A 24,849-nucleotide genomic window follows, 5' to 3' on the forward strand; every position below is an offset into this window, starting at 1 on the left:
GTAGGTTACTCAGGTTGAGCGTGGCTCAATTTAGCTCAATTGTGCGCGCTCGCTCAACTTGCCAGGCTGTGGTCTGCGATACCAACCCAGGAGCACAGCGATGCAAGGCACGCCCCGTAAAATCCTTCAGGCCATCCTCTACGAAGCTGGCGGTGTGCTGTTCGTGGCACCGGCGCTGGCGCTGACCTACGGCCAGGGTATGGGCTATTCAACCCTACTGTCGCTGGTGATTTCTGCTGTCGCGCTGGCCTGGAACATGCTTTTCAACGGCCTGTTCGAGTGGTGGGAGCGCCGCCAACCCAGTCGCCATCGCAACTGGCAGCGACGACTGCTCCATTCCCTGGGATTTGAAGGCGGCTTGACGCTGATTCTTACCCCTGTGATCGGGGCGTGGTTGGGCATCAGCCTCTGGCTGGCGCTGGTGACTAACCTGGGGCTGTTTGTGTTTTTCTTTTTTTACGCGCTGGTTTTTCAATGGGTGTTTGATCGGGTGTTTGATGTTCCGCTTTCGGCGCAGGCCGATCAGGGTTCTGTATCCAACGCCCGTTGAATCAGTTGCATGAATCAGGCGTCTACTCATTGGTTCGAGCCTGTTTGATCTTGCGTGAATAAATGATGCTGGTATGGTGGCGCCTCGTTTAAATCAGCATTCCAGAGGGATCTCTTATGCACTCATTTTTCGCCAAGACTTTTGGCGGTCTTACGACCAGTTACTACATCCGCCAGTTTCTTTTTGGGTTGGTGTTTACAGTGATGATCATCGCCCTGGCGGCTAACAGCCCCGCAGGAATCGGTGCGAAGCCTGGGTTGATCGTGTTGGCGATCATCAACACATTGCTTTATCCGTACTCTCGGTTCGTCTACGAAAGCGTTGTCGGCTACATCATGGGCAACAATGTTTTTTTCGTGAATGCGCTGTTCATGCTGATGGTGAAGGCTTTCACCATGGCCATGTGCTGGTCGTTCGCGATTTTCGTAGCGCCGGTGGGGTTGGCGTATCTGTTCTGGCGCAATAGCCGTTCGGTCGTTGAATAGATCAATAGCTCAACGCGTTTGCAATTGAAAATTGGCGTGAACAGGGCAAACCTGAACAGACCACGATTATAGGTCAACTTTAATTGTGGTTTTTGCGCATTTCCCTCTGGATGGTCTGTTCGAGTGGTAGGAACGCAAACAGCGCGACCGAAGGCCGCAGCTCTCCCAGATAGTGGCGATTAAATGGCATGATTAGCGCTCACCTAAGGAGCGACGCATGCAATTTTTACAAAAGGAAAAACGCCATTATCTGACTGACGAGTTCATCGGCACGGAGCAGGGGTGTGGCATATTCATACCGGCCAACAAAGCGCTCTACAGTTTCGTGCAAGAAAATCCCAGCCACACCGATCACGCGCAGGTGGCTTCAAAGGCGCTGATCATTGGTCGCAGTCTGGCGGCATCGGTCGAGCGTCGTACCAAGGATGAGGAGGATGGCTATGAGGGCTCCACAGGAGGCTTCTATTCGCGGTTGGCTAAATCTATTTGCAGCTCAGATGTAGGTTTGGAAGCGTCCCTTCTTCCAGTCGGGGAAAGGCTTACCGGATCTGTCTGTACCGCCGTGGATAAGGTGCATTCCCGGCTCTGCGAGGCCATCAGTGCCGTCACTAACAAGGACGCGAGTAGCTTCGCTTCGAAGTACCTGCACTTCCACTATCCGACTTTGTTTCCAATGGTTGATTCGCGAGCCAGGGAAGCGCTGAAGTGGATTGCGGATGAGGAGGGGCTGGTTTTTGCTCCGACCACGGCGGGCATGTCAAAAAACTACGCGACCTACGTAGATTTCTACATACGCGTTCGTAGTCTGTTTGAAGAAGAACTTGGCCGGGAAATCAGCCTTAGGCAGATGGATAATATTTTGCTTAATCGCTACGACAATTGGGTTTAGGGGACCGTATGAAATGGACTGTGATCGTTGCGATCGCAATCGCGATTCTGAGCGGGTGCACGACGGCGCCCGCCTGGAAGATATCCAGTGACAGTGATGTAGTCCCCAAAAGAACCAGTTTGATCGTCACGACTGGAAATTACACAGCGGGTAACTCGCTTCTTAATACGTTGAACGTATTTCCAGTTGTACGTAAAGAGGGCGAGGAGATCTACGTCGGACTGATGTCCAATGGAGATGTTCGGATTCCGATCGTAACGGCTCAAATATGGATTGATCAGAACGAGGTATGGACAATCTCGTCTCAGGAGACCCCCATGATCTTGGCGAAGCCATCTGTGGAATATATGTTGGGGCTACGTCCGGAGCTCACAAGGCAAGCCCAGGCGCAGGGTTTGAATATTCATAAAATATTGGGCGGTTACGCAGTGACTGGAGGGGACAAAGCCAAGGCGATTCTTAAACAGATGCTCAGGGGCAGCGTTTTAAGATTCAGGACGATTGGTATCGATAAAAGCGTGTCTGCGACCCAGGAAGTCGTCTTGGACGAGACGTTTTCTCAATCGCTCGGATGGAGTGGGATTGATCAGAAGAGTTTATAAACCTCTGCATTGCGTCTGGCGTGGGTTGTATCTAGCGTCAGCACTAGCGGTCCCGATGGTGATTAACCGATTCCAATCGAATGCGTAGACCGAGAGGGGATGGATTCTAGTGCTGTGCTGACGCTTTCCTGAAAGGGAGGGCGGTTTTGCTTGGATCAGTTGAGACTGCCTGGGAAATAAATCCCCCCTTGTTTCAGTGCTTGATTCGTCCTGGGTGTTCACCACCGCTCCTTGAAGGGGCTGGATCGACCGTTATGAAACCACACATTGGCCCGCCGGGCAGGGGGTCATGGGGCTTCGACTCGTCTAGACCGGGGCTTTATGCCGGGCTAAGGGTTGCCACACAGGTTGTTGGCGACTACCCTGAAAATGTTTGGATTGTTACTAGAAGTTTCAATCGTGGCGATTTTCGATCAACCCACTTAAGGATGAGGTGAATACAATGTTTTCTCATGAAGGTACTGCAATAGAGGTGTTGCTCTTCATCTTTGGCTTTGCCGGCTTTGCCCTGGCACTGTGGTTTGTTCATGCCTATTTTGAGCGAAAGACTAAGAATGGTGTAAAAAAACAACATTCTGGTCGTTAAGGCAGTTGAGCTTCGGCTGGTGTTTCTTTGTAGACGTCTGCCGAACCTGCCTCCCTGATGGCCATTCTCAGGGTGATGGAGATGAGTTGACCCTCGACGGACTGCCAGAGCGGACAAGAGACACCGATGCCCTTGCTGTCAGGCATCGGTGCCGTTACTTCCAGCGTAAGTATCCTCAGAGAGACTGACGTTCGGGTCGTTGTTTCTGACGGGAGTACGGCGCACTGATGCAAGACAGGTAACTTATGTCGCCCGTTTCACAGGGCTTGGAGTAGAGTGCGGATCTCTGTTCTTCCGGCCCGTATTCGTGAGTGATCGCATGAAATTGTTCCTAGGCATATTGGCCGTTGTGCTGCTGGCAGGTTGTTCGACGCTCTCTGAAACCTTCGATGATCGTCCACGTTGTGGTCCCCATCCGTATTGCGGGTCCTCCACCGATATTGAAGTGATCAAGGCCGCAACGGATGAAAACGCCGGAGTGTTTCGTGCCTTGGTGCCATTGGCGTTGATTGACCTGCCGTTCAGCTTGGTCGCCGATACGCTATTGCTGCCGTATACCGTGTTTGCTGAAGAACCGACTCGGAACTGATCGGACCCGCCCGAAGACTTCGCAGGTCCGTAGGCTGGGTTATCCAAATTCCCACGACTCAGAAACAACAAGCCCGCACACTCATGATCAGGTGCGGGCTCTTGATGACCTAAGCCTGCAATCAGAGACGCATGCCTTTGAACGGGTTCCAGCCTTGCTCGCCTTTCACTTCCTTGAGGTAGTAGGCGTAGTTGGCCATGAGTGCGTACATCATCGACAAGGCGATGCTCAGGCCCGTGCTCAAAGGCCGGGGAAACTCCATGCCGATGATTGCGAAAATCACGCTCAATGCGATATTGATCGCCAGGAAAATACCCAGTAGGGCGAGGTTTTTCTTCCAGAGCCCCAAGACGAACAGGTAGATAGGGCCGAAGAAAAACGCAATCACGTTGGCGTTGATCAGGATTTTCTTCTTGACGCCAGGCAGTGTCTTGACGGCTTCCTTGTAGCGCGGGTCGTTTGGTGCACCGTAGGTGTCAAAGAAGTCGAAGCGTTCCTGCCATTTGGCGCTGTATTTACCCGTGCTTTGTACTTGTTCAGTTGTGCTCATTTTGCAAGGCTCCTGCTTTCCATTAGTAATTTTTCTTTCTTCCAAGAAATCCTGTGCTCTGTTTCTAGCGCATTGATTGCTTTGATCTTTGACGAAGGGCGCGAGTGAATCGCCCGAGGTGCTTATTTTGCCGTTTTATGGCCGTTGGTGTGGAACATTGCGCACTGGCCGCTTGAGCGGTCGCTTGGTCTGTGACGTGCTTCACTCTATTTTTCCAATGGGGTTCCTATTGCTCCAAGGCCGTCAGATAGTCAGTCGCCTTGCGGTACTTTTCAATGCGGTCCAGGTCTTTCTGGCTTGGTTCGTTTATGCGAGATAAGTCGCTGTTTTCCGCAAGATCCGCCAGCTTCACTCGACGCGCTATCGGGTCGCGCGCAGCACGCTCGATGAAGGCCTGGTAAGTCTCACCCTCGCGCTTGGTGAGGGAGTCGACGGCGCCCAGCACCGCCTCGCTGAACCCCTCATTGCGCAGGTCGGTGAGGGTGATCGCGGTATCTTCGACTACGTCATGTAACACCGCCACTATGCGCTCTTCGTCTTGGGTTAGGCGCAGCATGACCTTCAGCGGGTGCAAAACATAAGGGGAGCCGCCCTTATCCACTTGCCCTTCATGAGCCAGCGCGCAAATCGATATTGCTCTTTCAAGGGTACTCATGACATTCACCTGTAGCGTAGTGGCAATTTGATGCTGTTTCGGGTTGAATGACGCCGTTTTGAATCGCAAATGGGCCAAGGTACGCGTTTGGCGCGGGCTTTACGATTATTTGCCTCTGGCAGGTGAGTGGTTGACTTTTATTCAGGGAGTGAAGTGTTGTGTATAAAACCACGGTTGTTGTGTCGAGTCTGACGGAGTACATCGACGCAGTTAAGAAACTCAATAAAGAATCCGGTACGGTCCACGGCTCGGTTTATCGAGGCCAAGGCAACGCGAACTGGGGATTGATGACTTCTCTGGCCCGCAGCCCCAAAACCAGGTCAGGGGATTTGATCTCCAGGGCCACCAAGGCCTTCAGAAAATTCAACGCTGAACGTCACGCCTATCATCAACTGTCCTCCCACAATGATTGGGATGTGCTCGCGCTTGCGCAGCACTACGGTATGCCCACTCGCTTACTGGATTGGTCGTTGTCACCCTTGGTTGCGCTTTTCTTCGCACTGGACGGCGTGAGGTACAAACGGATTCCATTGATCGAAAGCGTTGGCTTGATGGCTGATTACAATGAAAACGATACGATTCCTGTCGATACGGATGACAGGGTTGGGGTCGTTGAAAATGACGTGGCGGTGTATGTGGTGACACCTCGCGGACAAGGAGGTGAGCATACTTGGGTGGAAACCAACGCCTTGCCGGAAGACGTTTTTTCGACCGTCCCCGAGGCTCGTGAAGACGGGTTCTGTTTTTACACACCGAACTATATGAATGACCGGCTCCGGTCTCAAAGCGGGTTGTTTAGCATCGGCTATGAGGTAGAAGACAGTTTTCCAGCGTCTGAGGCGCACAAAATCATCATAAAGAAACAGAGCGTGGCAACGCTGTTTTCCGAGCTGTTGCTGATGAATGTTGGTTCAAAGCTCGTTTATGGCGACCTGGAAGGGCTGTGCAAGGATTTGACGTTTTCCAGTTTTGGCGGTTTTGCCACGCGCAATCTCTAGGGCTCGGCGGGTTGAGTTGCCCATTGACCCGCCAAACAGTTTTCGACATGCAGATTCAGCCTCATACTCTCGGTTTTTGCACCGTAGATATTCAGAAGAGGCCCTGTTTTGTCGAATGTTGAATCCCACCTGCACGCGCTGACGTTGAATCACATCTACGACGGTTTCAAACAGCTGATCCCAATCTCTCTTTTCGTCGTCGTGTTCGGCGTCGCTTTTGGCCTCGCGGCTGCGCAAACGGGCTTGAGTGATACGTCTGCCGTGCTCATGAGCACGCTGGTTTTTGCCGGCGCGTCTCAATTTGCCGCACTGGATCTGTGGGGACAGCAAGTGCCGGTCGTTCCGCTGATGATTACCGTCTTCGCCATCAACGCCCGGCACTTGTTGATGGGTGCGACGCTTTACCCGTGGCTGCGGGAGCTGCCCGTTGCCAAACGCTACGGTGTCATGCTGGTTGTTTCGGATGCGAACTGGGCCATGGCGATGCAGGCGTTGAGTCGTGGCAAGCCCGGGCTCGGGCTTTTGTTCGGCGGTGGCATTGCACTCTGGGTCGCGTGGATCCTGGGCAGTTGGCTGGGGCTTCATTTTGGCAGCGCCATCGAGAACCCGGTCAGTTTCGGGCTCGATATGGTGATGGGCTGTTTCTTGTTGGCGATGGTCGTGGGCGGGAAGAAAAACCTGCGCATGTTCATCATCTGGACCGTGGCGGCCTGCGCATCGCTGTTGGCCTACTGGTACTTGCCGGCGAACAGTCATGTTGTGGTCGGCGCTTTGGCGGGGGGCATTCTGGGCGCGCTGTGGATGGAGAAAAAACAATGAGTATTGAAACGGCGGGTTATGGCACCTTGGTGGTCATATTGATCATGGCCGCGGTGACATTGGCGACTCGGTGGGGCGGTGTTTTCGTGATGTCGTTCGTGCCGATCAACTATCGGGTACAGCAGTTCATCACGGCCATGTCCGGTTCGGTGTTGGTGGCGGTGTTGGCTCCGCTGGCGGTTAAAGGTGACAACGGCGCACGCCTGGCTTTGCTGGCCACGGCAATCGTCATGCTGACACTGAAAAAACCGCTGCCGGCCATTGCGGCTGGCATACTTGCAGCGGCTTTAGCCAGGCAGTTCTGAAGGTTTCGTCGCCCGCGAGCAAGCGGACGACGGAACTCCATCAGCACCCGGGTCAAAAACTCAGCGCCGCCGCTTCCCCGAACGAGTGGTCCTGTACCCCCGCCATAAAGTGCAGTGACATCTCCTGTGGCGCCTCGATGGGTGGAATTTCAAAACTCCCCACCACTTGACCCTGAAGCGCGCTCAGCCGCATCGACTCTTCTTCCTTTAACTTTGCCATTCTCGCGTGATTCGCTGCGATTTCGTTGAGAGTTGACACGGTACATCTCCGTTTGCTGACCAAGCATTGATTAATTTGCCGCCGCGTCAGAATTACGTCGTTCTGGGCTGCTGAGACTGGCCAGTGCAAACCCTGAGCCAGGCATGATCGCCCGTTGGCCCCGACCTTTAACAGGTGACGAATGGTGGGGCAGACGTGCATCGACATCGGCAACGTTTCAACCATGCCTCAATAATAAGTCACTGATAATACAAACCGACTCTCCGGCAGGGTCAGTCGGTATCGGTGTGGTAGACGCTTGCCCCGTGTGTTGAATGCCTGTTCACCACGACCACTGCCGCTCCGATTAGACTGGCGGCAACCGCCAGCAGCAGGATCACCGCCTGCGTTCCAATAGGCGCGGCCAGCACCGCGACCAACAGGCCCGCGAACGGTTGCGACAAGTTGTTGAGCAGCGTAATGACGCCGACAGTCTTGCCGAAGTCCTGTGGGGGAATGACTTGTTGACGGGTGCTGCGCATGTACACGTTGAACATCTTGTCGAAACCGACGATCAGCAGAAAGCCGACGACATAGCCCCAAATGTTCGGGCTGAATGCGGTGCTGAAGGCGCCGACGGTAATCAGGGTATAGGAGAGGGCGCCCAGTAGCTTCAAGGGCAAGGTCACCCGCGCGAGGAGGAACAAGATGAGGATGGTGGTCACGGCGCCGACCGCCTGTAAGCCTGCGTAGTCATCTTTGCCGGCGCCGTAGTGGCCGATGACCATGGCGGCCGAGGTGGCGAGGGTGACGCCGATGATCAGGTTGACGCCCACCGCCAGGCTGATGATCTTTTTCAGTTCCGCCAGGCTGCGAATGTGGCCGAAGGCAATGCGCAGCGGGTTCAGCCAGAGGTCGTGATGTTGCTCGAAGGTTTCCAGGGTGACCGAACTGATGCGTTGCCAATACAGCATCGCCAGGTCCGCCAGCAGGAACAGCCCGGCAATCGCCAGCACCACCCAATGCCATGCCCATGCCTCAAGCAGCAGTGCAGCGACCAGCGGGCCCAGTACCAAGCCGGTCTGGTCGGCGATTTGCGAGTAGGACAGGGTCTTGGTGTAGGTGTAGTGCTTGAAGATGTACGGCATCAGCACTTCGCGGGCCATGATGCCCTGGGTGGTCAGCACGCCGCACAGGGCCGAGAGCACGACGAGCCAATAGATACCGCCGAAGATGCCATAAAGCACGACTGCCACCCCGCAGGCCACGGCGCGGTAGACCTGGCTGATGTGCAGGATGCGAATCGGCGAGAACTTGTCGCACAGCGCGCCACAGATCGGGAACGACAGGTAACGTGGCAAGGACTCGACGAAGAAGGCCAGGCCTGCCCAGGAGACGCTGTTGGTGGTCTGGAAAACAATCAACGGGACGATGAACAGCAAAATCTGATCGGCCAACCGGGAGAGGAACATCGAGACGAAAAAAGCCAGGTAATCCTTGCGCATGAAGCTCCTTGATTGCCGTGTTCAGGTGGTATCCGGTCCAGGCAAGCGACGCGCAGCGTGATATGGAACTAATATCACCGCTAGTCTCTATATCTTTACAGGGACCATCCCTTTTTTGAGAGAACTGCCATGTTCAAGTCGCGCTCGTTGATTGCTGCAGTGACCTGTTTCGCTCTGGCGGCTGGCCCAGGCATTGTTGTCGCGGACCCGGGTAACGGCAAGGGAAATGCTCAATTCGATCAAGGCCCTGGCCACGGGCAGGGAGGCAAAGGCGGACAGGGCAACAAGGGTGGTCAAGGAAATCCCGGTAACAAGGGCAACCAGGGCGGCAAAGGCTACCAAGGTGGCGGTGGCGATTGGCATAACGGCCCGAGCCTCGACCGCGGCGGCATCCTGGGTGTGATTGGCGGCTATCGCGATTATTGGAACCCCGGCCCGGCGTTGCCGCCAGGCATCCAGAAAAATCTTGCCCGGGGCAAGCCGTTGCCACCCGGTATTGCCAAGAAGCTCGACGGTCGGTTGTTGGGGCGATTGCCGCACTATGACGGTTATGAGTGGCAACAGGTCGGCACGGACTTGATCCTGGTGGCGATCGCCACTGGCATCATCTATGAAGTGCTCAATGGCGCGTTCGACTAAGTCGGAGCAATGCCAGTCAGTTGAGCAAAACGCCGTGGGAGCGAGCTGCTCGCGAAAGCGGTGTGGCATTCAACATGGATGTTGGCTGATCCGACGTCTTCGCGAGCAAGCTCGCTCCCACAGTTTTTTCCGAGTTGTTCTCGGGTACCGCATTCGCCAAAAATCCCCCTGTGGGAGCGAGCCTGCTCGCGATGAACGATGACTCGGTCTTGCAGTTGAACCGTGTCGCCTGCATCGCGAGCAAGCTTTGCTCCCACAGTTTTTTCCGAGTTGTTCTCGGTATCGCATTCACCAAAAATCCCCCTGTGGGAGCGAGCCTGCTCGCGATGAACCATGACTCGGTCTTGCAGTTGAACCGTGTCGCCTGCATCGCGAGCAAGCTTTGCTCCCACAGTTTTTTCCGAGTTGTTCTCGGGTACCGCATTCGCCAAAAATCCCCCTGTGGGAGCGAGCCTGCTCGCGATGAACGATGACTCGGTCTTGCAGTTGAACCGTGTCGCCTGCATCGCGAGCAAGCTTTGCTCCCACAGTTTTTTCCGAGTTGTTCTCGGTATCGCATTCACCAAAAATCCCCCTGTGGGAGCGAGCCTGCTCGCGATGAACGATGACTCGGTCTTGCAGTTGAACCGTGTCGCCTGCATCGCGAGCAAGCTTTGCTCCCACAGTTTTTTCCGAGTTGTTCTCGGGTACCGCATTCGCCAAAAATCCCCCTGTGGGAGCGAGCCTGCTCGCGATGAACGATGACTCGGTCTTGCAGTTGAACCGTGTCGCCTGCATCGCGAGCAAGCTTTGCTCCCACAGTTTTTTCCGAGTTGTTCTCGGTATCGCATTCACCAAAAATCCCCCTGTGGGAGCGAGCCTGCTCGCGATGAACGATGACTCGGTCTTGCAGTTGAACCGTGTCGCCTGCATCGCGAGCAAGCGTTGCTCCCACAGTTTTTTCCGAGTTGTTCTCGGGTATCGCATTCGCCACAAATCCCCCTGTGGGAGCGAGCTTGCTCGCGATAGTGGTGTGTCATTCAACATGGATGTTGGCTGATCCGACGTCTTCGCGAGCAGGCTCGCTCCCACAGGTTTCGTATCAGCTTTCAAGTTGCCGCAGGCGTTTGTACAAGGTATTGCGGCTGACCCCCAGCCGTCGCGCCAGGTGTGAAATATTGCCGCCCACCGCCTGCAACTGACGGTTCAGGTCCTCGGCATCGTTCAGGTCCACCGTCAGCGGCTCAGGTGTTTCCACCGGTTCCATTTCAAGGTCGACAAAGAAGTCGTCGGGCAGGTGTTCCGGGCGGATCGGTTGTTCCTCGGCCATCGCCAGGGCCACTTGCAGCACGCTGCTGACCTGCCGCAGGTTGCCTGGCCATGGATGGCGTTCGAACAGGTCCAGTACCTCGCGGCTCAGGCCGGCCCATTGGGTCGGTTCGCGGTGGTGTTCCCAGAGACGTTTGAACAGGGCCTGTTTGTCGCTGCGTTCGCGCAGCGGTGGCAGTTCCAGGGTCAGGCCGCCGATGCGGTAGTACAAGTCTTCGCGAAACCGCCCCAGTTGCACCTGCTCGCGCAGCGAGCGGTTGGTGGCGGAGATGATGCGGATGTCCACCGGGAACAGCTCGGCGCTGCCCACCGGCTGTACGCAACGTTCCTGCAAGACCCTCAGCAACCGGGCCTGGGTTGGCAGGGGCATGTCGCCGATCTCGTCGAGGAACAGCGTGCCCCGGTCGGCCTTGCGGATCAGGCCGATGCTGCCTTTCTGGTTGGCGCCGGTGAAGGCACCTTTTTCATAACCGAACAGTTCCGACTCCACCAATTCGGCGGGGATCGCTGCGCAGTTGACGGCAATGAACGGCTGCTTGCAGCGCGAACTGGCCTGGTGCAGGGCTTTGACGAAGACTTCCTTGCCGACGCCGGTCTCGCCGTGGATCAGCAGTGGAATGTCCTTCTCCAGCAAACGCTCGGCCTGGCGCACGGCTTTCTCCACGCGGCTGTCACCGAAGTGCAGGGTATTGAGGCTGATAGCGTTGCTGGCGAGGGCCGGCGCAGGTGCTGTTTCGGTGAACACGCGAGCCTTGATCGACACTTGGCTCGGGCGCCTGAGCAAGCACTGGAAACGATTGCTGCCGGATGCTTGTAGGGCGAACGGCAAGCCGTCGGGTTGGTTCAGCAGTTCCAGCAGCGAGACCTTGAACAGGCTTTCGATGCTGACCCGCGACAGGCTCAGGCCCAGCAGGTTGTCGGCCCGGCGGTTGGCGGACAGGACCTGGCCGCTCTCATCGAAAATCAGCAGCCCGGCCCATTGGCTGTCGAGGTTGTTCAGGCCGGTGTTGAAGGTCAGTTGGAAGTGTTCACCGCGAAACAGGTTGAGGATCAGCCGGTTCTCCACGGTCTGGCTCATCATCTTGACCATGCCCAGTGTGTGGGAGGGCGGCAGATAGCTGTCGCTGGAGACGTCCAGCACCGCGATGACCTTGCGCTCGGCATCGAAGATCGGCGCTGCGGAGCCGGTCATGAAGCGATTGGCCTTGAGAAAGTGTTCATCGTGTTCGATGTGTACCGCTTGTTCGCAGGCCAGCGCGGTGCCGATGGCGTTGGTGCCGGTGCAGCGTTCCATCCAGCTCGCCCCGGCGCTGAAGCCATGGGCCAGTTTCGGTTCGATAAAGCGCTGGGTGCCCCAGGAGGTCAGCACTTGGCCCTGGTTGTCGGCCAGCATGATCAGGCAATTGGAGTTGCTCAGGATGTTTTCGTAGTACGGCAAGACTTCCTGGTGGGTGGTCTGCACCAGCGAATGCTGGCTCTCCAGCAACTGGGCGATGCCTTGGGCGGGCAACGGGTCGAAGGCCGGCACGCTTTGATGGTTCAGACCGAAGGCGCGGCAACGGGACCAGGAGGCCTGGATGATGGCCTCGTGGGACAAGGCTGGAGCAGGTGCGGCCATGGGGCACTCTCGCAGGAGCTGTTTTTATTGTTGTGGTGAGTTTCGCACAGACTCCTTGTGCCGTGGCAAGCCTGAATATCACTTAATACGCCACCCTTGTGGGAGCGAACTTGCTCGCGATAGCGGTGGATCAGCAGCATTGATGTGACTGACACACCGCAATCGCGAGCAAGCTCGCTCCCACAGGAGGCACGGCCGGGCTAGCCGAAAACGTTCTTTCAGTGTTGTTCAAAATTGTTCATTGTCAACCCGCTCGTTGTTCAGTTGTTCATTCCTGATTGTTCACTTGTGTTCATCAACGAACGTCTTTTTCCTGCATATAAATAGAAATTTCAAGCGGATCAAAGGCTTGTGATTTCTGGCACGGCTTTCGCTTTTAGCCTCGGGTCGCTTGACTCCAAAAATAAAAAGGCCGAGCCATGTCATTAACGCTTGAGCACATCTGTCGCACCGTCGAAGGCCAGACCTGGATCGACGATGCCAATCTGAGTTTCGAACCCGGATCCTTCAACGTCCTGTTGGGCCGCACGCTGTCCGGAAAGACCAGCCTCATGCGGCTGATGGCCGGTCTGGACAAACCCGACAGCGGCCGCATCCTGATGAACGGCGTCGACGTCACCAAGCGCCCGGTGCGGCTGCGCAACGTGTCGATGGTTTACCAGCAGTTCATCAACTACCCGACCATGACCGTTTTCGAAAACATCGCTTCGCCATTGCGCCAGGCCGGCGTGTCCGAGGAGATCATCCAAGGCAAGGTCCTGGAAACCGCCAAAATGCTGCGGATCGAGAAATTCCTCAAACGTCATCCGCTGGAGTTGTCCGGCGGTCAGCAGCAGCGCACCGCCATGGCCCGGGCGTTGGTCAAGGACGCCGAGCTGATTCTGTTCGACGAGCCGCTGGTGAACCTGGACTACAAACTGCGTGAAGAGCTTCGCCAGGAAATGCGCGAATTGTTCCAGGCGCGCCACACCATCGCCGTCTACGCCACCACCGAGCCCAACGAGGCGTTGGCCTTGGGCGGTACCACCACGATCCTGCATGAGGGCCGGGTAATCCAGAGCGGCAAATCGTCCTCGGTGTATCACCAGCCGCAAACCGTGTTGGCCGCCGAATTGTTCTCCGAACCTCCGATCAACCTCATGCCAGGGCGCATCGTCGGTAACGAGGTGAGCTTCGCCAATTTCGTGCATTTCCCGCTGAACGTCGACCTGCGCCCGGTGGGCGAGGGTGAGTTCCGTTTCGGCGTACGCCCCAGCCATATTTCCCTGGTGCCGAGCAACGACGACGACCTCGAACTGGCGGTGACCGTCGAGGTGGCCGAGATCAGTGGCTCGGAGACGTTCCTGCACGTGCGCAACGAACATTTCCTGCTGGTGCTGCACTTGTCGGGGGTGCATGAGTACGACGTGGATGCGCCGATCCGCATCTATATTCCGACCCATAAACTGTTTGTCTTCGATGCCCAGGGCAAGCTGGTCCAAGCCCCAGGGCAGCGTATCGCGAGGGTTGCCTGATGGCCGAAATTCGTTTGCAGAACCTCGCCCACAGCTACACCAGCACCCCGGCGGGCCCCGAGGACTACGCGATCCGCGAGATGAACCACATCTGGGAACAGGGTGGTGCCTATGCGCTACTCGGACCTTCGGGCTGCGGCAAGTCCACCTTGCTCAACATCATTTCCGGCTTGCTCAGCCCCTCCGAAGGGCAGGTGATGTTCGACAGCAAAGTCGTCAACGAGCTGACCCCGGAGCGGCGCAACATCGCCCAGGTGTTCCAGTTCCCGGTGGTGTACGACACCATGACCGTGTTCGACAACCTGGCGTTCCCGCTGCGTAACCAGGGCATGGCCGAGGCGAGAGTCCACACCAAGGTGCAGGAAATCGCCGAGGTCCTCGACCTGCAGAACCTGCTGGACAAAAAGGCCCGCAACCTCACCGCCGACGAAAAACAGAAAGTCTCCATGGGCCGCGGATTGGTGCGCGACGACGTGTCGGCGATTCTGTTCGACGAGCCGCTGACGGTGATCGACCCGCACCTGAAATGGAAGCTGCGGCGCAAGCTCAAGCAGATCCACGAGCAGTTCAACATCACCATGGTCTACGTCACCCACGACCAGTTGGAAGCCTCGACTTTCGCCGACAAGATCGCCGTGATGTATGGCGGCCAGATCGTGCAGTTCGGCACGCCCCGGGATTTGTTCGAGCGCCCCAGCCACACCTTTGTCGGCTACTTCATCGGCAGCCCGGGGATGAACCTGATCGAGGTCACGGCGCAGCCCGGTGGCGTCGGCTTCGGCTCGACCCACTTGCCCCTGTCCGACACCCTGCAACAACGCGTTGCCCAGGCCCAGGGCAAAACCCTGAAGGTTGGTATTCGTCCTGAATTCGTACATGTCTGGGACGGCCCTTACGACGACGCGATGCGGGCTGACGTGGTTCACGTCGAAGACCTGGGCACCTACAAGATCCTGACCCTCAACCTCGATGGCGTACCGCTGAAAGTGCGCCTGGCCGAAGACAAGCCCGTGCCCGAAGGCACTGCGTACATCAGTTTTCCGGGCCAATGGCTGATGGTCTATGCCGATGAATACCTGCTGGAACCATTAAGCGAGGTGCAGCCATGAACAAGGTGCAGAACAACAAGGCCTGGTGGCTGGTGTTGCCGGTGTTCCTGCTGGTGGCCTTCAGTGCCGTGATCCCGATGATGACCGTGGTCAACTATTCGGTGCAGGACATCTTCGACCAATCCAGCCGCTACTTCGTCGGCGCCGACTGGTACAAGCAGGTGCTGCTCGATCCACGGCTGCACGACTCGTTGCTGCGCCAGTTTATCTACTCGGCGTGCGTGCTGCTGATTGAAATTCCCCTGGGCATCGCCATCGCCCTGACCATGCCGACCAAGGGCAAATGGTCGTCCCTGGTGCTGATCATCCTGGCGATTCCGCTGCTGATTCCGTGGAACGTGGTGGGCACCATCTGGCAGATTTTCGGCCGGGCCGACATCGGCTTGCTGGGCTCCACCCTCAACGGCCTGGGCATCAACTATAACTATGCGGCCAACACCATGGACGCGTGGGTCACCGTGCTGGTGATGGACGTCTGGCACTGGACTTCATTGGTGGCGCTGCTGTGCTATTCGGGGCTGCGGGCGATTCCCGACGTGTACTACCAGGCCGCGCGGATCGACCGGGCCTCCAACTGGGCGGTGTTCCGGCACATCCAGTTGCCGAAGATGAAAAGCGTGCTGCTGATCGCCGTGATGCTGCGTTTCATGGACAGCTTCATGATCTACACCGAACCGTTCGTGCTCACCGGCGGCGGGCCGGGCAACGCCACCACGTTCCTCAGCCAGACCCTGACGCAAATGGCCATCGGCCAATTCGACCTGGGCCCGGCGGCGGCGTTTTCCCTGGTGTACTTCCTGATCATTCTGTTGGTGTCGTGGCTGTTCTATACCGCCATGACGCACTCCGACGCCAACCGTTGAGGCCCGCACGATGAGCAAGAGAAAGCTGATACCGCTGCTGATCTACATCCTGTTCCTGCTGGTGCCGATCTACTGGCTGCTGAACATGTCGTTCAAGAGCAACACCGAGATCCTCGGCAGCCTGACGCTGTGGCCCCAGGACTTTACCTTCCATAACTACAAGGTGATCTTCACCGACCCGAGTTGGTACACCGGTTACCTCAACTCGCTGTACTACGTGAGCCTGAACACGGTGATTTCCCTGACCGTCGCGCTGCCGGCGGCCTATGCGTTTTCCCGCTACCGCTTCCTCGGGGACAAGCACTTGTTCTTCTGGTTGCTGACCAACCGCATGGCACCGCCGGCGGTGTTCCTGTTGCCGTTTTTCCAGCTGTATTCGTCCATCGGCTTGTTCGACACCCACATTGCCGTGGCCTTGGCGCATTGCCTGTTCAACGTGCCGCTGGCGGTGTGGATCCTCGAAGGCTTCATGTCCGGGGTGCCGAAAGAAATTGACGAGACCGCCTACATTGACGGCTACAGTTTCCCCAAGTTCTTCGTCAAGATTTTCATTCCGTTGATTGGCTCGGGCATCGGTGTCACGGCGTTTTTCTGCTTCATGTTTTCCTGGGTCGAACTGCTGCTGGCGCGCACGCTCACCTCGGTGAATGCCAAGCCGATCGCGGCGGTCATGACCCGCACCGTGTCGGCGTCCGGCATCGATTGGGGCGTGCTGGCGGCGGCGGGGGTGTTGACCATCCTGCCGGGCATGCTGGTGATCTGGTTCGTTCGCAACCACGTGGCCAAGGGCTTTGCCCTGGGCCGGGTCTGAGGAGTCGATGATGGAATGGATGAACTGGACCGCCCCCACGGCGGCGTTCTTTGCGGTCATTGCCGTGCTGCTGGTAGGCATGACCACGTGGGAATTGCGTTCGCCGAGTATCCCTCGGCGTGGTTTCCTGCCGATTGCCACCACCCGTGGCGATCGGTTGTTTATCGGTCTTCTCGGTAGCGCCTACCTGCATATGCTGGTGATCGGTGCTACTGACTGGAGCATCTGGATAGCGTTCGCGTTGTCTTTGGTGTGGCTGTTGGCAGTGATGCGGTGGGGCTAGTCGCGAGCGTTCGACGATCAGGCTCTTAAACCCAAACAGGAGGTCTCTATGTTCAATAAAAACAATAAGCTGCGACATAGCGTTTCATTGGCAGCCATGCTGGCACTCAGCGGGTTGAGTGCTGCGGCCTGGGCCGACGCCTATGAAGACGCCGCTAAAAAATGGATCGGCAGTGAGTTCAAGCCGTCGACCCTGACGGACGCCCAGCAACTTGAAGAACTCAAATGGTTCATCAAGGCATCCGAGCCGTTTCGCGGTATGAAGATCAACGTGGTGTCGGAAACCCTCACCACTCACGAATACGAGTCCAAGGTACTGGCCAAGGCCTTCACCGAAATCACCGGGATCCAGTTGACCCATGACCTTCTGCAAGAAGGGGACGTGGTGGAGAAAATGCAGACGGTGATGCAGTCCGACAAGAACATCTACGACGGCTGGGTCAACGACTCGGACCTGATCGGCACGCACTTTCGCTACGGCAAGACCGAATCGATCACCGACCTGATGGCCAACGAAGGCAAGAACTTCACCTCGCCGACCCTGGACCTCAAGGATTTCATCGGGACGTCCTTCACCACCGCACCGGACGGCAAGCTCTACCAGTTGCCCGACCAGCAGTTCGCCAACCTGTACTGGTTCCGCGCCGACTGGTTCGAGCGTGCGGACCTGAAGGCCAAGTTCAAGGAGAAGTACGGTTACGAGCTGGGCGTACCGGTGAACTGGTCGGCCTATGAAGACATCGCCAAGTTCTTCAGCGAAGACGTCAAGGAAATCGACGGCAAGCGCGTCTACGGCCACATGGATTACGGCAAGAAAGACCCGTCCCTGGGCTGGCGCTTCACCGATGCCTGGTTCTCCATGGCCGGTGGCGGCGACAAGGGGTTGCCCAATGGTTTGCCGGTGGACGAGTGGGGCATCCGCGTCGAGGACTGCCATCCGGTGGGTTCCAGCGTGACCCGTGGCGGCGACACCAACGGTCCGGCGGCTGTGTTCGCGACCACCAAATACGTGGACTGGCTGAAGAAGTACGCGCCACCGGAAGCGGCGGGCATGACCTTCTCCGAGTCCGGCCCGGTGCCGTCCCAGGGCAACATCGCCCAGCAGATTTTCTGGTACACCGCTTTCACCGCCGACATGACCAAGCCGGGCCTGCCGGTGGTGAACGCCGATGGCACGCCGAAATGGCGCATGGCACCGTCGCCACGCGGTCCGTATTGGGAAGAGGGCATGAAGCTGGGCTATCAGGACGTGGGCTCTTGGACGTTCATGAAATCCACGCCTGAGAAGCAGAAACTCGCCGCCTGGCTCTATGCGCAGTTCGTGACGTCGAAAACCGTGTCGTTGAAGAAGACCATCGTCGGCCTGACACCGATTCGTGAGTCGGACATCAACTCCCAGGCGATGACCGACCTGGCGCCGAAACTCGGTGGCCTGGTGGAGTTCTACCGCAGCCCGGCCCGCGTGCAATGGACCCCGACCGGGACCAACGTGCCGGACTACCCGCGCCTGGCCCAGCTGTGGTGGAGCCACATCGCCGAAGCCGCCAGTGGCGAGAAGACTCCTCAGCAGGCGCTTGATGGATTGGCCAAGGACCAGGACGCGATCATGACTCGCCTGGAACGCTCCAAGGCCCAAGCCACCTGTGCCCCGAAAATGAACCCCGAGCGCGATGCGCAATACTGGTTCGACCAACCGGGCGCACCGAAGCCGAAACTGGCGAACGAGAAGCCTAAAGGTGAAACAGTGAGCTACGCCGAGCTGTTGAAATCATGGGAAGCGGCACGCAAGTAAAGCCCCCAAGCGTGATAACGAACGGCACCGAAAGGTGCCGTTTTTTTTGTATGCGCTTGTACCGCTATCGCGAGCAAGCTCGCTCCCACAGTTTTCCGGGTCGTTCACAGACCTCGCATATGCCACGAAATCCTCTGTGGGAGCGAGCCTGCTCGCGATAGTGGTGGGTCAGCTTGCATCGAGTTGACTGGGCTGACGCTATCGCGAGCAGGCTCGCTCCCACAGTTTTTTCGGGGCGCTCACAGACCTTGCATACGCCACGAAATCCTCTGTGGGAGCGAGCCTGCTCGCGATAACGGTGGGTCAGCTTGCATCGAGTTGACTGGGCTGACGCTATCGCGAGCAGGCTCGCTCCCACAGTTTTTTCGGGGCGCTCACAGACCTTGCATACGCCACGAAATCCTCTGTGGGAGCGAGCTTGCTCGCGATAGTGGTGGATCAGCTTGCATCGAGCTGACTGGGCTGACGCTATCGCGAGCAGGCTCGCACACAGGGGATTGTGGTGATCTGAAGGGAGAGTGATCAGCCCGCTTTGGCCGGGCTGGGTAAGGTGTTTCCGGCCATGGGCGATGGTGGGCTTTTCATCAGGGCATCCAATGCCTGCCGGTAGTTTTTGCCCGCCAGGCTCATGCTGTTGTTATGCGTCGCCCCCGGCACCAGCAGCAGGCGCTTGGGCTCGCGGGCTGCGTTGAACAGTTGCTCGCTGAAGCGCGGTGGGACGTAACGATCGGCGGAGCCATGCACCACCAGCAGCGGCATGTTGATCTCGCCGATTTTGTCGATGGAGTCGAATTTCTGCGACAACAACCAGCGCACCGGCAGTGACGTATTCGCCATCGCGGTGGCGACGTCGCCCAGGGAGGTGAACGTGGATTCGATGACCAGGCCTCGGACCTGGGCAGCGCCATTCTTCGCCGCCTCCTGGCCCAACTGCGCAGCAAGGTCCACCGCGACGGCACCGCCCAGTGAATGACCGTAGATCAGCCGCAGGGCCGGGTCCGGTTGCAGTACCTTGAGGCGTTCCCAAGCGATGCGTGCATCTTCATAGACGCTGGCTTCCGACGGCAGATCCCCACGGCTTTTGCCAAAACCCCGGTAGTCGATAGCCAGCACCGAATAGCCCAGCGCCCTCAGTTGCTGGATACGAAACAACTGGCCGGTCAAATTCCAACGCACACCGTGCAAGTACAAGATGGCCGGCGCATTCTTGCGTTCGGCCGGCCACCACCAGCCGTGGATATTTTCCCCGGCCTTGAAGCTCTTGGGTTTGAGATCGAATTCCTGCACGCCGCTGGGAAGCCCACTGAACCAGCTCGCCGTCCCCGGCTCGATGCGAAAGACCAGCTCGCGTTCCTTATGCTGCAGCACTGCACAGCCCACGGGCAGGCCAACCACCAATGCGCTCATGCACAGCCAGGCCAACCAGCGTCGTTTCAGGCCAGAAAGTAAGAGTGAAGGCATCGGTGCAGTTCGCTACTGGAAATGGAAGATGCCTTGTAGCAGATTCTCCGCAAGCGACGCAGGGATTTCGGACGGCCGTGGCGAGGTAGCAAACGCCCTCGCCATGGGTACACACCGTGCCCCTGTCAGTGCACATCCCCGTACTCAACCGGCGTCAATGCCTGCGCGGCCCGGCCGTACGCGACCTTGGGCACGCCCGCCAGGCGTTTGTGCAGTACTTGGGTCAACGACTCGCCTGGCCTCAGGCTGGCATCGCCAAAATCCCCGTCCAGTTGCATCGGATGCACGATGACCTCAAGCGAGCCATAGGCCGGTGGCGCGGCGTAGTCCAGGTCGGCTGGGGTGCAGACGTAGTCCGCTGTCGCACCGCACAGGCCGCGAATGCGCCGGTTGAACAGGGTTTTGAAAATGCGCTTGGGCGGGTTCAAGTTCGCCCCCAGGTTGCGCGCGAGGCGCATGGGCACGCCTTGCCTGGCGGCGAAGCGGGCCACCAGTTCGCCGATGGGCCAGATGTTGTGCACATGTTGATGGGAATCGAGATGGCTGGGTCGCAGGCCGTGGTCCAGGCAGTGTTGCCATTGCGCCTGCAGTTCATCTTCCACCGCCGCCAGATCCTTTGAACCCAGGCGCAGGCAATAGCGCGACAGGTTCAGGTCGAACTGGCCATTGGCGTCGCAAAAAACCGGTCGCGAGGTGATCGCCTGGCCCAGCGGCGGGCCGTAGCTAAGGTTGAAATGCAGGCCAACGTGGCCGTTGAGCAGCGGTTGCCGGGCCATTTCACACGCCTGCTCGAACCCCGGCATGTTGGCCATGGCCGTGGCCGAACTGATCACGCCGGTCTCGAAGGCCCGCAGGATCAGCGCGTTTTCACTGAGGCTGAGCCCGAAGTCGTCAGCGTTGACGATCACTTGACGAGGCATTCGTATTCTCCTGGTTCTTGGGGGAGGACGATGCCGTCGTCGCGGTCGGTTTGCTTCGGCGTTTGCCAAACCATGGCTTCAAGCTTTTCCATAGTCGCAGGGCAAACCCCAGGAGCAAGCCACCGGGCTGCCATGAATAAAAACTCCAGCGCCAGTGTTCCAGTTGGCCGGTCATGCGTTCGTGTAACTGATGGCTGGAGTTCTCCAGGCTGACCCGTGATGCGTCGATCCAGCGCCAGTTCTCGTCCAGCCCCCAGCGAATCCACTCATCGAGCAACACCCGGCCGCTGCCCAGGTCGGCATGTTGCGGCAGGAACGCCAGGTTGTAGTCGTACAGCCGTCCCTGGTCCAGCAGGCCGAGGCGATAGCTGATGCATTCGCCGTTCAGCTCCAGCATCACCACCCGCACCATGCCTTGGGCAGCGAGGGCGGTAAAGGCATGGGTCATCCATTGCCGGCGAATGGGGGTGGTGAAGATGCCGACACCTTCCTCGCCTTTCCAGCTGGCGTCCTCGACATAGGCCAGGGCTCGCAACAATGACCCCATGCTGATGGCGTCTGGGGTTATGCGGCGGATCTCGGCACCACAAGCAGCGATTCGCTTGCGTGCTCGACGCAGCTTGTAGCGGGGATCACCGGAGATCTCTTGATGATCGCTCTCGCTGATCAGGTGCACCGGAACCCGGCAACTGACTCGCCGCTCTCCGGTGGAACTCAGCGCCATCCAGGCGCTGAGGACGCTTTGCTCACCGACCGGCTCGATCACTTCATTCAATTGCAGTAACGCGTGAGGCAAGTGTTGACGGATCTGCGTCAGCGCCTGGCCCATGCCTTCGGCGTCCAGGCGTGCCAGCAGGGCGATGCGGTCGGCCATTGGAAAACCCAAGTGATGCAATACCCGGAACCGCAGCCCGCCGATACGTTCAAGTCCTGATATCAGGGGCAGGCAAAGGCACAAGGCCTGGTCCTGCCAGCCCAGCAGCACATGCAATTGCTGCTCGGGCAACAGCGCGAATTCCGCCGCTTGCAGCCAGGCCAGGGTGTTGAACGGTGTTGCGTCGGCCACCTGGGTTCGCAGCTGTTCATAAGCTGATACAGGAAAGTCCGCGGCGCCCAGGGAGCGACACCATTGGAACCGGATCGCCACGGGGGTCAGGTCGCCGAAGTCGAGGCAGCCGGCTGGGCCGGTTTACGAAAGGCCTCCAGTGCCGTGCCGGTGTATGACGTATTGCGCAGAAACCGCCAGCGACCGAACAAGCGGTACAGGTGGGTGATCTGCCCGCGCTCCTGGAAGCCCATGCGAATATGCATCTTGATCGCCTGGATGTTTTGCAAGTCGCAGACATCGACCATTGTGTTGCAACCGTGGTCCGCCATGACTTTCCACACCTCCAACTGCATGTCCGCCGAAATCCTGGAACCCCAGTACTCACGGATCGCCTCGCCACCGAACTGAAAGTACTCGCCAGGCTTGATCGCAAAGTTGCAATGATAGAAATGACGGTCGAAATAGTCCCGTGTACTGGCCCAGGCGAACCCGACGGTGTCGCCCTGATCATCCAGGTACATCAAGCCTGTGTAGCCTTCGGCCGCCAGCTCGCGCATGGTTTCGACACGGTCGCCGAAGTGCCGGGCAAAAGCATCGGCATTGCTGACCGTGATGTGTTCCAGGCGCATGGGTGGGTAGGGTTTGAGGTTATGTGGGGGGAGCGGGATCCGCACATCGTGCTCCAGCCACACCAGTCGGGTATGGGAAAATAGGTAGCGTCTGCATAGCTGCTTTAGAACGGCGTGCAGACCTTTTCTTTGAATGCGATCACGCAATTTTTCCAGAGCGTTCATGGTGCCTCCTGACGGGTGGCAGGGCTGGGGGAAAGGGGAGCCGTCCAACTGAGGGCGAACACGGTTTCCCCTGGCAGGAGAAACCCGACCTGACCGGCCTTGCAATCAAATGCGGCGCTTTGGCTACGGCTGTCCGGGCCGAAATACACCAGGGTCATGCCTGGTTGAGGGCAGGCCGTGCCGTCGAGGCTGACCTGATGGGCTCGCGTGCTTTTGTTTACACCCAGCAGATTGCGTTGCTTGCCGGTGGCCATCGCCAGTACATCGACTTCAAAAGCATCGTTGTCCAGGCGCAGTACTTGATTCAGCCAGTGCTGTTGAATGAACTGCTGAGCCAGGCCCACGGGCTTGAGCTCGAAGTGCTGATCGTCCAGCACCCGCACCATGCCTTTGGGATATTCAGGTTCGTCGGCGAGCATGAACCAGTTGAGCATGTCGAGCCAACCATCCGCGGAGGCGTTGATCGCCACCGATGTCCACCACAAGGCGGCGTAGTGGGTTTCCTGATCGTAAGGGCTCAGGCTCGAACCGCTGGATATGTTGGTCTGGTCCAACAGCAACGCTTTGCGGGGCCGGCCCTGGCGGTCCAGTCCAACCAGGTTGGCGGCCTGACGGACACTGTCGCGGTAGACCCGGGTCGCCAGCAGATCGCGGATCATCCATTGATGCCAGGCGAGGGCATCGATCTGGTCGTCGGACGTCGCGAGCAGGCGCCGTGCCCAATCGATCCCGCGCTTGTCAGCCGCATTTTCGGCGAAGGGGCCGTTGGTGAACTGGGAGCTGGCGGGTATGGCGATGCGCACACCCGCGCGTGCGTTGGCGGGATCGGCGCGGACCTGAGCAGCCATGCTCTGGAACAGTTGCTGGAAACTGGCGAAGTCTGGGTAGTTCCGGTTTGGCTCATCGGCAAAACTGAGGTAATGGATGCCGTTGTTGCCCGAAGCCCGGGTCGACTTGAGCCAGGCTTGCAAGCCGCTGAGACTGGTTCGGTCGGCCTGCAGATCCGCGCGGCGCTGGCTGGCGGCCAGCAGGGTGATATCTTGGCTGATGCCGAAGCGACCCCGGTACAAGCCTCGGAAGGCATCTTCATGATTGGCATTGGCCGCCATTACATCGACTAGGCTGTAGAGGCTGGCTGCCTGGGGTTTGAGGGCATCGAGCATCGCGTAGCTGGAGGGCGGCAGTAACTCATAGGGCAGGTATATGCCCAGCTTGGGGGTCGTGCCGAGCGCCTCGGGGTACAGCGTCAGGTGGGTCTGTCCCGGATCCTGGCGAAGTGGTTGCAGGTGCGCGGGGTCTTGGGCGAACAGGTTGGCGGTGCCGTCCAACCAGAACGCGGCCTTGCCGTTGCCTTGCAGATGCAGACGCCAGATTTGGTCCACGTCCGCTACCGGGAGGGCCACCTGATCGAATTGCCAATAGGCCTGGTATGGCTTGAGATTGAGTTGCAACTGCTTTGCGTCGTCGACGCGCCGGGCTTGCAGCGCACGTACGCCGCCGTGGAACTTGCCTGCCAGCACGGCCCGTTCGCCGGCTGCGACTTTGAAATACAGCTCATCGCCGTCGTGGGTCTCAGCACTGAAATGCACCTTGGCCGGGGCAAACAGGGCGCGGGTGCGCGCGTCGTGTTCAACGCTATAGCGCCGAAAACTGTAGCCGGGAATTTCCAGCCGATAACTGGCTGCCCCCGGCAGCAGCGGCCATTGCTGTTCGCCACGGGTCTGATCCGCCTTGACCAGGCGCTCTCCGGCCAATCGTCCCTGGCCGTCGAGCAGATACAGGTGTTCGGTATTGGCCTCGGCTATCCAGGCGGGCACCCAGCGCACGGTGACAGAGTCCGGGCGGTCGGTTTGCAGATATAGGCTGCCGTCACGGATACCGGTCCATTGCATGGATGCTGCTTGGGCCGAGGTTGCCAAGAGCAGGAAACACAGGCAGCCGCCCATTTTGAGTATGCG

At 58.2% G+C, this 24,849-nt stretch carries 27 protein-coding genes; 16 read left to right on the forward strand and 11 right to left on the reverse strand.

Features of this window, described 5'->3' with window-relative positions; genetic code table 11:
- Window positions 1-100 precede the first annotated feature (100 nt).
- The 6 genes from KI237_RS10695 (at window position 101) to KI237_RS10720 (ending at window position 3,701) form a co-directional block, all read left to right on the forward strand.
- Window positions 101-550: a PACE efflux transporter gene (locus KI237_RS10695; protein WP_212799779.1), complete on the forward strand. Its 450-nt coding sequence runs from the start codon at window positions 101-103 to the stop codon at window positions 548-550.
- A gap of 116 nt (window positions 551-666) precedes the next feature.
- Window positions 667-1,035 carry a hypothetical protein gene (locus KI237_RS10700; RefSeq protein WP_212799780.1) on the forward strand — a complete coding sequence of 123 codons (369 nt, stop codon included), beginning with the start codon at window positions 667-669 and terminating at the stop codon, window positions 1,033-1,035.
- A gap of 217 nt (window positions 1,036-1,252) precedes the next feature.
- Window positions 1,253-1,924, forward strand: a complete 672-nt coding sequence (locus KI237_RS10705) for a hypothetical protein (RefSeq protein WP_212799781.1) — start codon at window positions 1,253-1,255, stop codon at window positions 1,922-1,924.
- Window positions 1,925-1,932: 8 nt separating this feature from the next.
- Window positions 1,933-2,526, forward strand: a complete 594-nt coding sequence (locus KI237_RS10710; protein WP_212799782.1) for a hypothetical protein — start codon at window positions 1,933-1,935, stop codon at window positions 2,524-2,526.
- Window positions 2,527-2,968: 442 nt separating this feature from the next.
- Entirely contained in the window at window positions 2,969-3,112 is a 144-nt protein-coding gene (locus tag KI237_RS10715; protein WP_212799783.1) for a hypothetical protein, read from the forward strand.
- A 319-nt stretch (window positions 3,113-3,431) separates the two neighbouring features.
- Window positions 3,432-3,701, forward strand: coding sequence for a YceK/YidQ family lipoprotein (locus KI237_RS10720; RefSeq protein ID WP_212799784.1), 270 nt, complete (start codon window positions 3,432-3,434; stop codon window positions 3,699-3,701).
- Between the two features lie 121 nt (window positions 3,702-3,822).
- Here KI237_RS10720 and KI237_RS10725 read toward each other — a convergent pair whose 3' ends face one another.
- Window positions 3,823-4,251 (reverse strand): DUF2628 domain-containing protein, encoded by a 429-nt coding sequence (locus KI237_RS10725; RefSeq protein ID WP_204128282.1) that lies wholly within the window; start codon window positions 4,249-4,251, stop codon window positions 3,823-3,825.
- Between the two features lie 226 nt (window positions 4,252-4,477).
- A complete protein-coding gene (locus tag KI237_RS10730) occupies window positions 4,478-4,906 on the reverse strand; it encodes an HD domain-containing protein (protein WP_212799785.1) in 429 nt (142 codons plus the stop codon).
- Between the two features lie 158 nt (window positions 4,907-5,064).
- Between KI237_RS10730 and KI237_RS10735 the strand changes: the two genes are divergently transcribed.
- The 3 genes from KI237_RS10735 (at window position 5,065) to KI237_RS10745 (ending at window position 7,028) form a co-directional block, all read left to right on the forward strand.
- Window positions 5,065-5,904, forward strand: coding sequence for an FRG domain-containing protein (locus tag KI237_RS10735; RefSeq protein WP_212799786.1), 840 nt, complete (start codon window positions 5,065-5,067; stop codon window positions 5,902-5,904).
- Between the two features lie 108 nt (window positions 5,905-6,012).
- Complete coding sequence (locus tag KI237_RS10740) at window positions 6,013-6,723, forward strand: AzlC family ABC transporter permease (protein WP_212799787.1); 711 nt, start codon at window positions 6,013-6,015, stop codon at window positions 6,721-6,723.
- Complete coding sequence (locus KI237_RS10745; protein ID WP_024619494.1) at window positions 6,720-7,028, forward strand: AzlD family protein; 309 nt, start codon at window positions 6,720-6,722, stop codon at window positions 7,026-7,028. The genes KI237_RS10740 and KI237_RS10745 overlap by 4 nt, the downstream gene beginning before the upstream one ends.
- 52 nt (window positions 7,029-7,080) lie before the next feature.
- Here KI237_RS10745 and KI237_RS10750 read toward each other — a convergent pair whose 3' ends face one another.
- Together KI237_RS10750 and KI237_RS10755 are read right to left on the reverse strand one after the other, a co-directional pair.
- On the reverse strand, window positions 7,081-7,287 hold the full coding sequence (locus KI237_RS10750) for a hypothetical protein (RefSeq protein ID WP_018610898.1): 207 nt from the start codon (window positions 7,285-7,287) through the stop codon (window positions 7,081-7,083).
- Between the two features lie 233 nt (window positions 7,288-7,520).
- On the reverse strand, window positions 7,521-8,732 hold the full coding sequence (locus KI237_RS10755) for an MFS transporter (protein WP_212799788.1): 1,212 nt from the start codon (window positions 8,730-8,732) through the stop codon (window positions 7,521-7,523).
- A 129-nt stretch (window positions 8,733-8,861) separates the two neighbouring features.
- On the opposite strand from KI237_RS10755, the gene KI237_RS10760 reads away from it, so the two are divergent.
- Window positions 8,862-9,371 (forward strand): anti-virulence regulator CigR family protein, encoded by a 510-nt coding sequence (locus KI237_RS10760; protein WP_212799789.1) that lies wholly within the window; start codon window positions 8,862-8,864, stop codon window positions 9,369-9,371.
- Here KI237_RS10760 and KI237_RS10765 read toward each other — a convergent pair.
- Entirely contained in the window at window positions 9,368-10,021 is a 654-nt protein-coding gene (locus KI237_RS10765) for a hypothetical protein (RefSeq protein ID WP_212799790.1), read from the reverse strand. The two genes, KI237_RS10760 and KI237_RS10765, sit on opposite strands and share 4 nt — an antisense overlap.
- Window positions 10,022-10,452: 431 nt before the next feature.
- Window positions 10,453-12,297, reverse strand: coding sequence for a sigma-54-dependent Fis family transcriptional regulator (locus KI237_RS10770; RefSeq protein WP_212799791.1), 1,845 nt, complete (start codon window positions 12,295-12,297; stop codon window positions 10,453-10,455).
- A gap of 419 nt (window positions 12,298-12,716) precedes the next feature.
- Between KI237_RS10770 and KI237_RS10775 the strand changes: the two genes are divergently transcribed.
- The 6 genes from KI237_RS10775 to KI237_RS10800 are packed head-to-tail and all read left to right on the forward strand — an operon-like array spanning window position 12,717 to window position 18,668.
- Entirely contained in the window at window positions 12,717-13,811 is a 1,095-nt protein-coding gene (locus KI237_RS10775) for an ABC transporter ATP-binding protein (RefSeq protein ID WP_212799792.1), read from the forward strand.
- Entirely contained in the window at window positions 13,811-14,920 is a 1,110-nt protein-coding gene (locus KI237_RS10780; RefSeq protein ID WP_212799793.1) for an ABC transporter ATP-binding protein, read from the forward strand. Before KI237_RS10775 ends, KI237_RS10780 begins: the two co-directional genes overlap by 1 nt.
- Window positions 14,917-15,783 carry a carbohydrate ABC transporter permease gene (locus KI237_RS10785; RefSeq protein ID WP_030142069.1) on the forward strand — a complete coding sequence of 289 codons (867 nt, stop codon included), beginning with the start codon at window positions 14,917-14,919 and terminating at the stop codon, window positions 15,781-15,783. Before KI237_RS10780 ends, KI237_RS10785 begins: the two co-directional genes overlap by 4 nt.
- A 10-nt stretch (window positions 15,784-15,793) precedes the next feature.
- Window positions 15,794-16,594 carry a carbohydrate ABC transporter permease gene (locus tag KI237_RS10790; protein ID WP_134925077.1) on the forward strand — a complete coding sequence of 267 codons (801 nt, stop codon included), beginning with the start codon at window positions 15,794-15,796 and terminating at the stop codon, window positions 16,592-16,594.
- 10 nt (window positions 16,595-16,604) lie between these two features.
- Window positions 16,605-16,877, forward strand: a complete 273-nt coding sequence (locus tag KI237_RS10795; RefSeq protein ID WP_212799794.1) for a DUF2160 domain-containing protein — start codon at window positions 16,605-16,607, stop codon at window positions 16,875-16,877.
- A 48-nt stretch (window positions 16,878-16,925) separates the two neighbouring features.
- The gene (locus tag KI237_RS10800; protein WP_212799795.1) at window positions 16,926-18,668 is read left to right on the forward strand and encodes an ABC transporter substrate-binding protein; all 1,743 of its coding nucleotides are present in this window, start codon (window positions 16,926-16,928) and stop codon (window positions 18,666-18,668) included.
- A gap of 522 nt (window positions 18,669-19,190) precedes the next feature.
- Here KI237_RS10800 and KI237_RS10805 read toward each other — a convergent pair.
- The 5 genes from KI237_RS10805 to KI237_RS10825 form a co-directional block, all read right to left on the reverse strand.
- Window positions 19,191-20,129 carry an alpha/beta hydrolase gene (locus KI237_RS10805; protein WP_212799796.1) on the reverse strand — a complete coding sequence of 313 codons (939 nt, stop codon included), beginning with the start codon at window positions 20,127-20,129 and terminating at the stop codon, window positions 19,191-19,193.
- 125 nt (window positions 20,130-20,254) lie between these two features.
- A complete protein-coding gene (locus tag KI237_RS10810; protein ID WP_212799797.1) occupies window positions 20,255-21,049 on the reverse strand; it encodes a ChbG/HpnK family deacetylase in 795 nt (264 codons plus the stop codon).
- On the reverse strand, window positions 21,021-22,196 hold the full coding sequence (locus tag KI237_RS10815) for a GNAT family N-acetyltransferase (RefSeq protein ID WP_212799798.1): 1,176 nt from the start codon (window positions 22,194-22,196) through the stop codon (window positions 21,021-21,023). Before KI237_RS10815 ends, KI237_RS10810 begins: the two co-directional genes overlap by 29 nt.
- Before the next feature lie 5 nt (window positions 22,197-22,201).
- Window positions 22,202-22,891, reverse strand: a complete 690-nt coding sequence (locus tag KI237_RS10820; RefSeq protein WP_212799799.1) for a GNAT family N-acetyltransferase — start codon at window positions 22,889-22,891, stop codon at window positions 22,202-22,204.
- A complete protein-coding gene (locus KI237_RS10825) occupies window positions 22,888-24,837 on the reverse strand; it encodes a hypothetical protein (RefSeq protein ID WP_212800585.1) in 1,950 nt (649 codons plus the stop codon). The genes KI237_RS10820 and KI237_RS10825 overlap by 4 nt, the downstream gene beginning before the upstream one ends.
- Window positions 24,838-24,849: the final 12 nt, after the last annotated feature.

This window comes from Pseudomonas sp. St316, assembly GCF_018325905.1.
Classification (GTDB): domain Bacteria; phylum Pseudomonadota; class Gammaproteobacteria; order Pseudomonadales; family Pseudomonadaceae; genus Aquipseudomonas.

Coding starts and splice junctions, on each gene's coding strand:
- KI237_RS10695 (WP_212799779.1), top strand. CDS start 101: ATGCAAGGCACGCCCCGTAAAATCCTTCAGGCCATCCTCTACGAAGCT.
- KI237_RS10700 (WP_212799780.1), top strand. CDS start 667: ATGCACTCATTTTTCGCCAAGACTTTTGGCGGTCTTACGACCAGTTAC.
- KI237_RS10705 (WP_212799781.1), top strand. CDS start 1,253: ATGCAATTTTTACAAAAGGAAAAACGCCATTATCTGACTGACGAGTTC.
- KI237_RS10710 (WP_212799782.1), top strand. CDS start 1,933: ATGAAATGGACTGTGATCGTTGCGATCGCAATCGCGATTCTGAGCGGG.
- KI237_RS10715 (WP_212799783.1), top strand. CDS start 2,969: ATGTTTTCTCATGAAGGTACTGCAATAGAGGTGTTGCTCTTCATCTTT.
- KI237_RS10720 (WP_212799784.1), top strand. CDS start 3,432: ATGAAATTGTTCCTAGGCATATTGGCCGTTGTGCTGCTGGCAGGTTGT.
- KI237_RS10725 (WP_204128282.1), bottom strand. CDS start 4,251: ATGAGCACAACTGAACAAGTACAAAGCACGGGTAAATACAGCGCCAAA.
- KI237_RS10730 (WP_212799785.1), bottom strand. CDS start 4,906: ATGAGTACCCTTGAAAGAGCAATATCGATTTGCGCGCTGGCTCATGAA.
- KI237_RS10745 (WP_024619494.1), top strand. CDS start 6,720: ATGAGTATTGAAACGGCGGGTTATGGCACCTTGGTGGTCATATTGATC.
- KI237_RS10755 (WP_212799788.1), bottom strand. CDS start 8,732: ATGCGCAAGGATTACCTGGCTTTTTTCGTCTCGATGTTCCTCTCCCGG.
- KI237_RS10760 (WP_212799789.1), top strand. CDS start 8,862: ATGTTCAAGTCGCGCTCGTTGATTGCTGCAGTGACCTGTTTCGCTCTG.
- KI237_RS10770 (WP_212799791.1), bottom strand. CDS start 12,297: ATGGCCGCACCTGCTCCAGCCTTGTCCCACGAGGCCATCATCCAGGCC.
- KI237_RS10775 (WP_212799792.1), top strand. CDS start 12,717: ATGTCATTAACGCTTGAGCACATCTGTCGCACCGTCGAAGGCCAGACC.
- KI237_RS10780 (WP_212799793.1), top strand. CDS start 13,811: ATGGCCGAAATTCGTTTGCAGAACCTCGCCCACAGCTACACCAGCACC.
- KI237_RS10785 (WP_030142069.1), top strand. CDS start 14,917: ATGAACAAGGTGCAGAACAACAAGGCCTGGTGGCTGGTGTTGCCGGTG.
- KI237_RS10790 (WP_134925077.1), top strand. CDS start 15,794: ATGAGCAAGAGAAAGCTGATACCGCTGCTGATCTACATCCTGTTCCTG.
- KI237_RS10795 (WP_212799794.1), top strand. CDS start 16,605: ATGGAATGGATGAACTGGACCGCCCCCACGGCGGCGTTCTTTGCGGTC.
- KI237_RS10800 (WP_212799795.1), top strand. CDS start 16,926: ATGTTCAATAAAAACAATAAGCTGCGACATAGCGTTTCATTGGCAGCC.
- KI237_RS10805 (WP_212799796.1), bottom strand. CDS start 20,129: ATGCCTTCACTCTTACTTTCTGGCCTGAAACGACGCTGGTTGGCCTGG.
- KI237_RS10810 (WP_212799797.1), bottom strand. CDS start 21,049: ATGCCTCGTCAAGTGATCGTCAACGCTGACGACTTCGGGCTCAGCCTC.
- KI237_RS10820 (WP_212799799.1), bottom strand. CDS start 22,891: ATGAACGCTCTGGAAAAATTGCGTGATCGCATTCAAAGAAAAGGTCTG.
- KI237_RS10825 (WP_212800585.1), bottom strand. CDS start 24,837: ATGGGCGGCTGCCTGTGTTTCCTGCTCTTGGCAACCTCGGCCCAAGCA.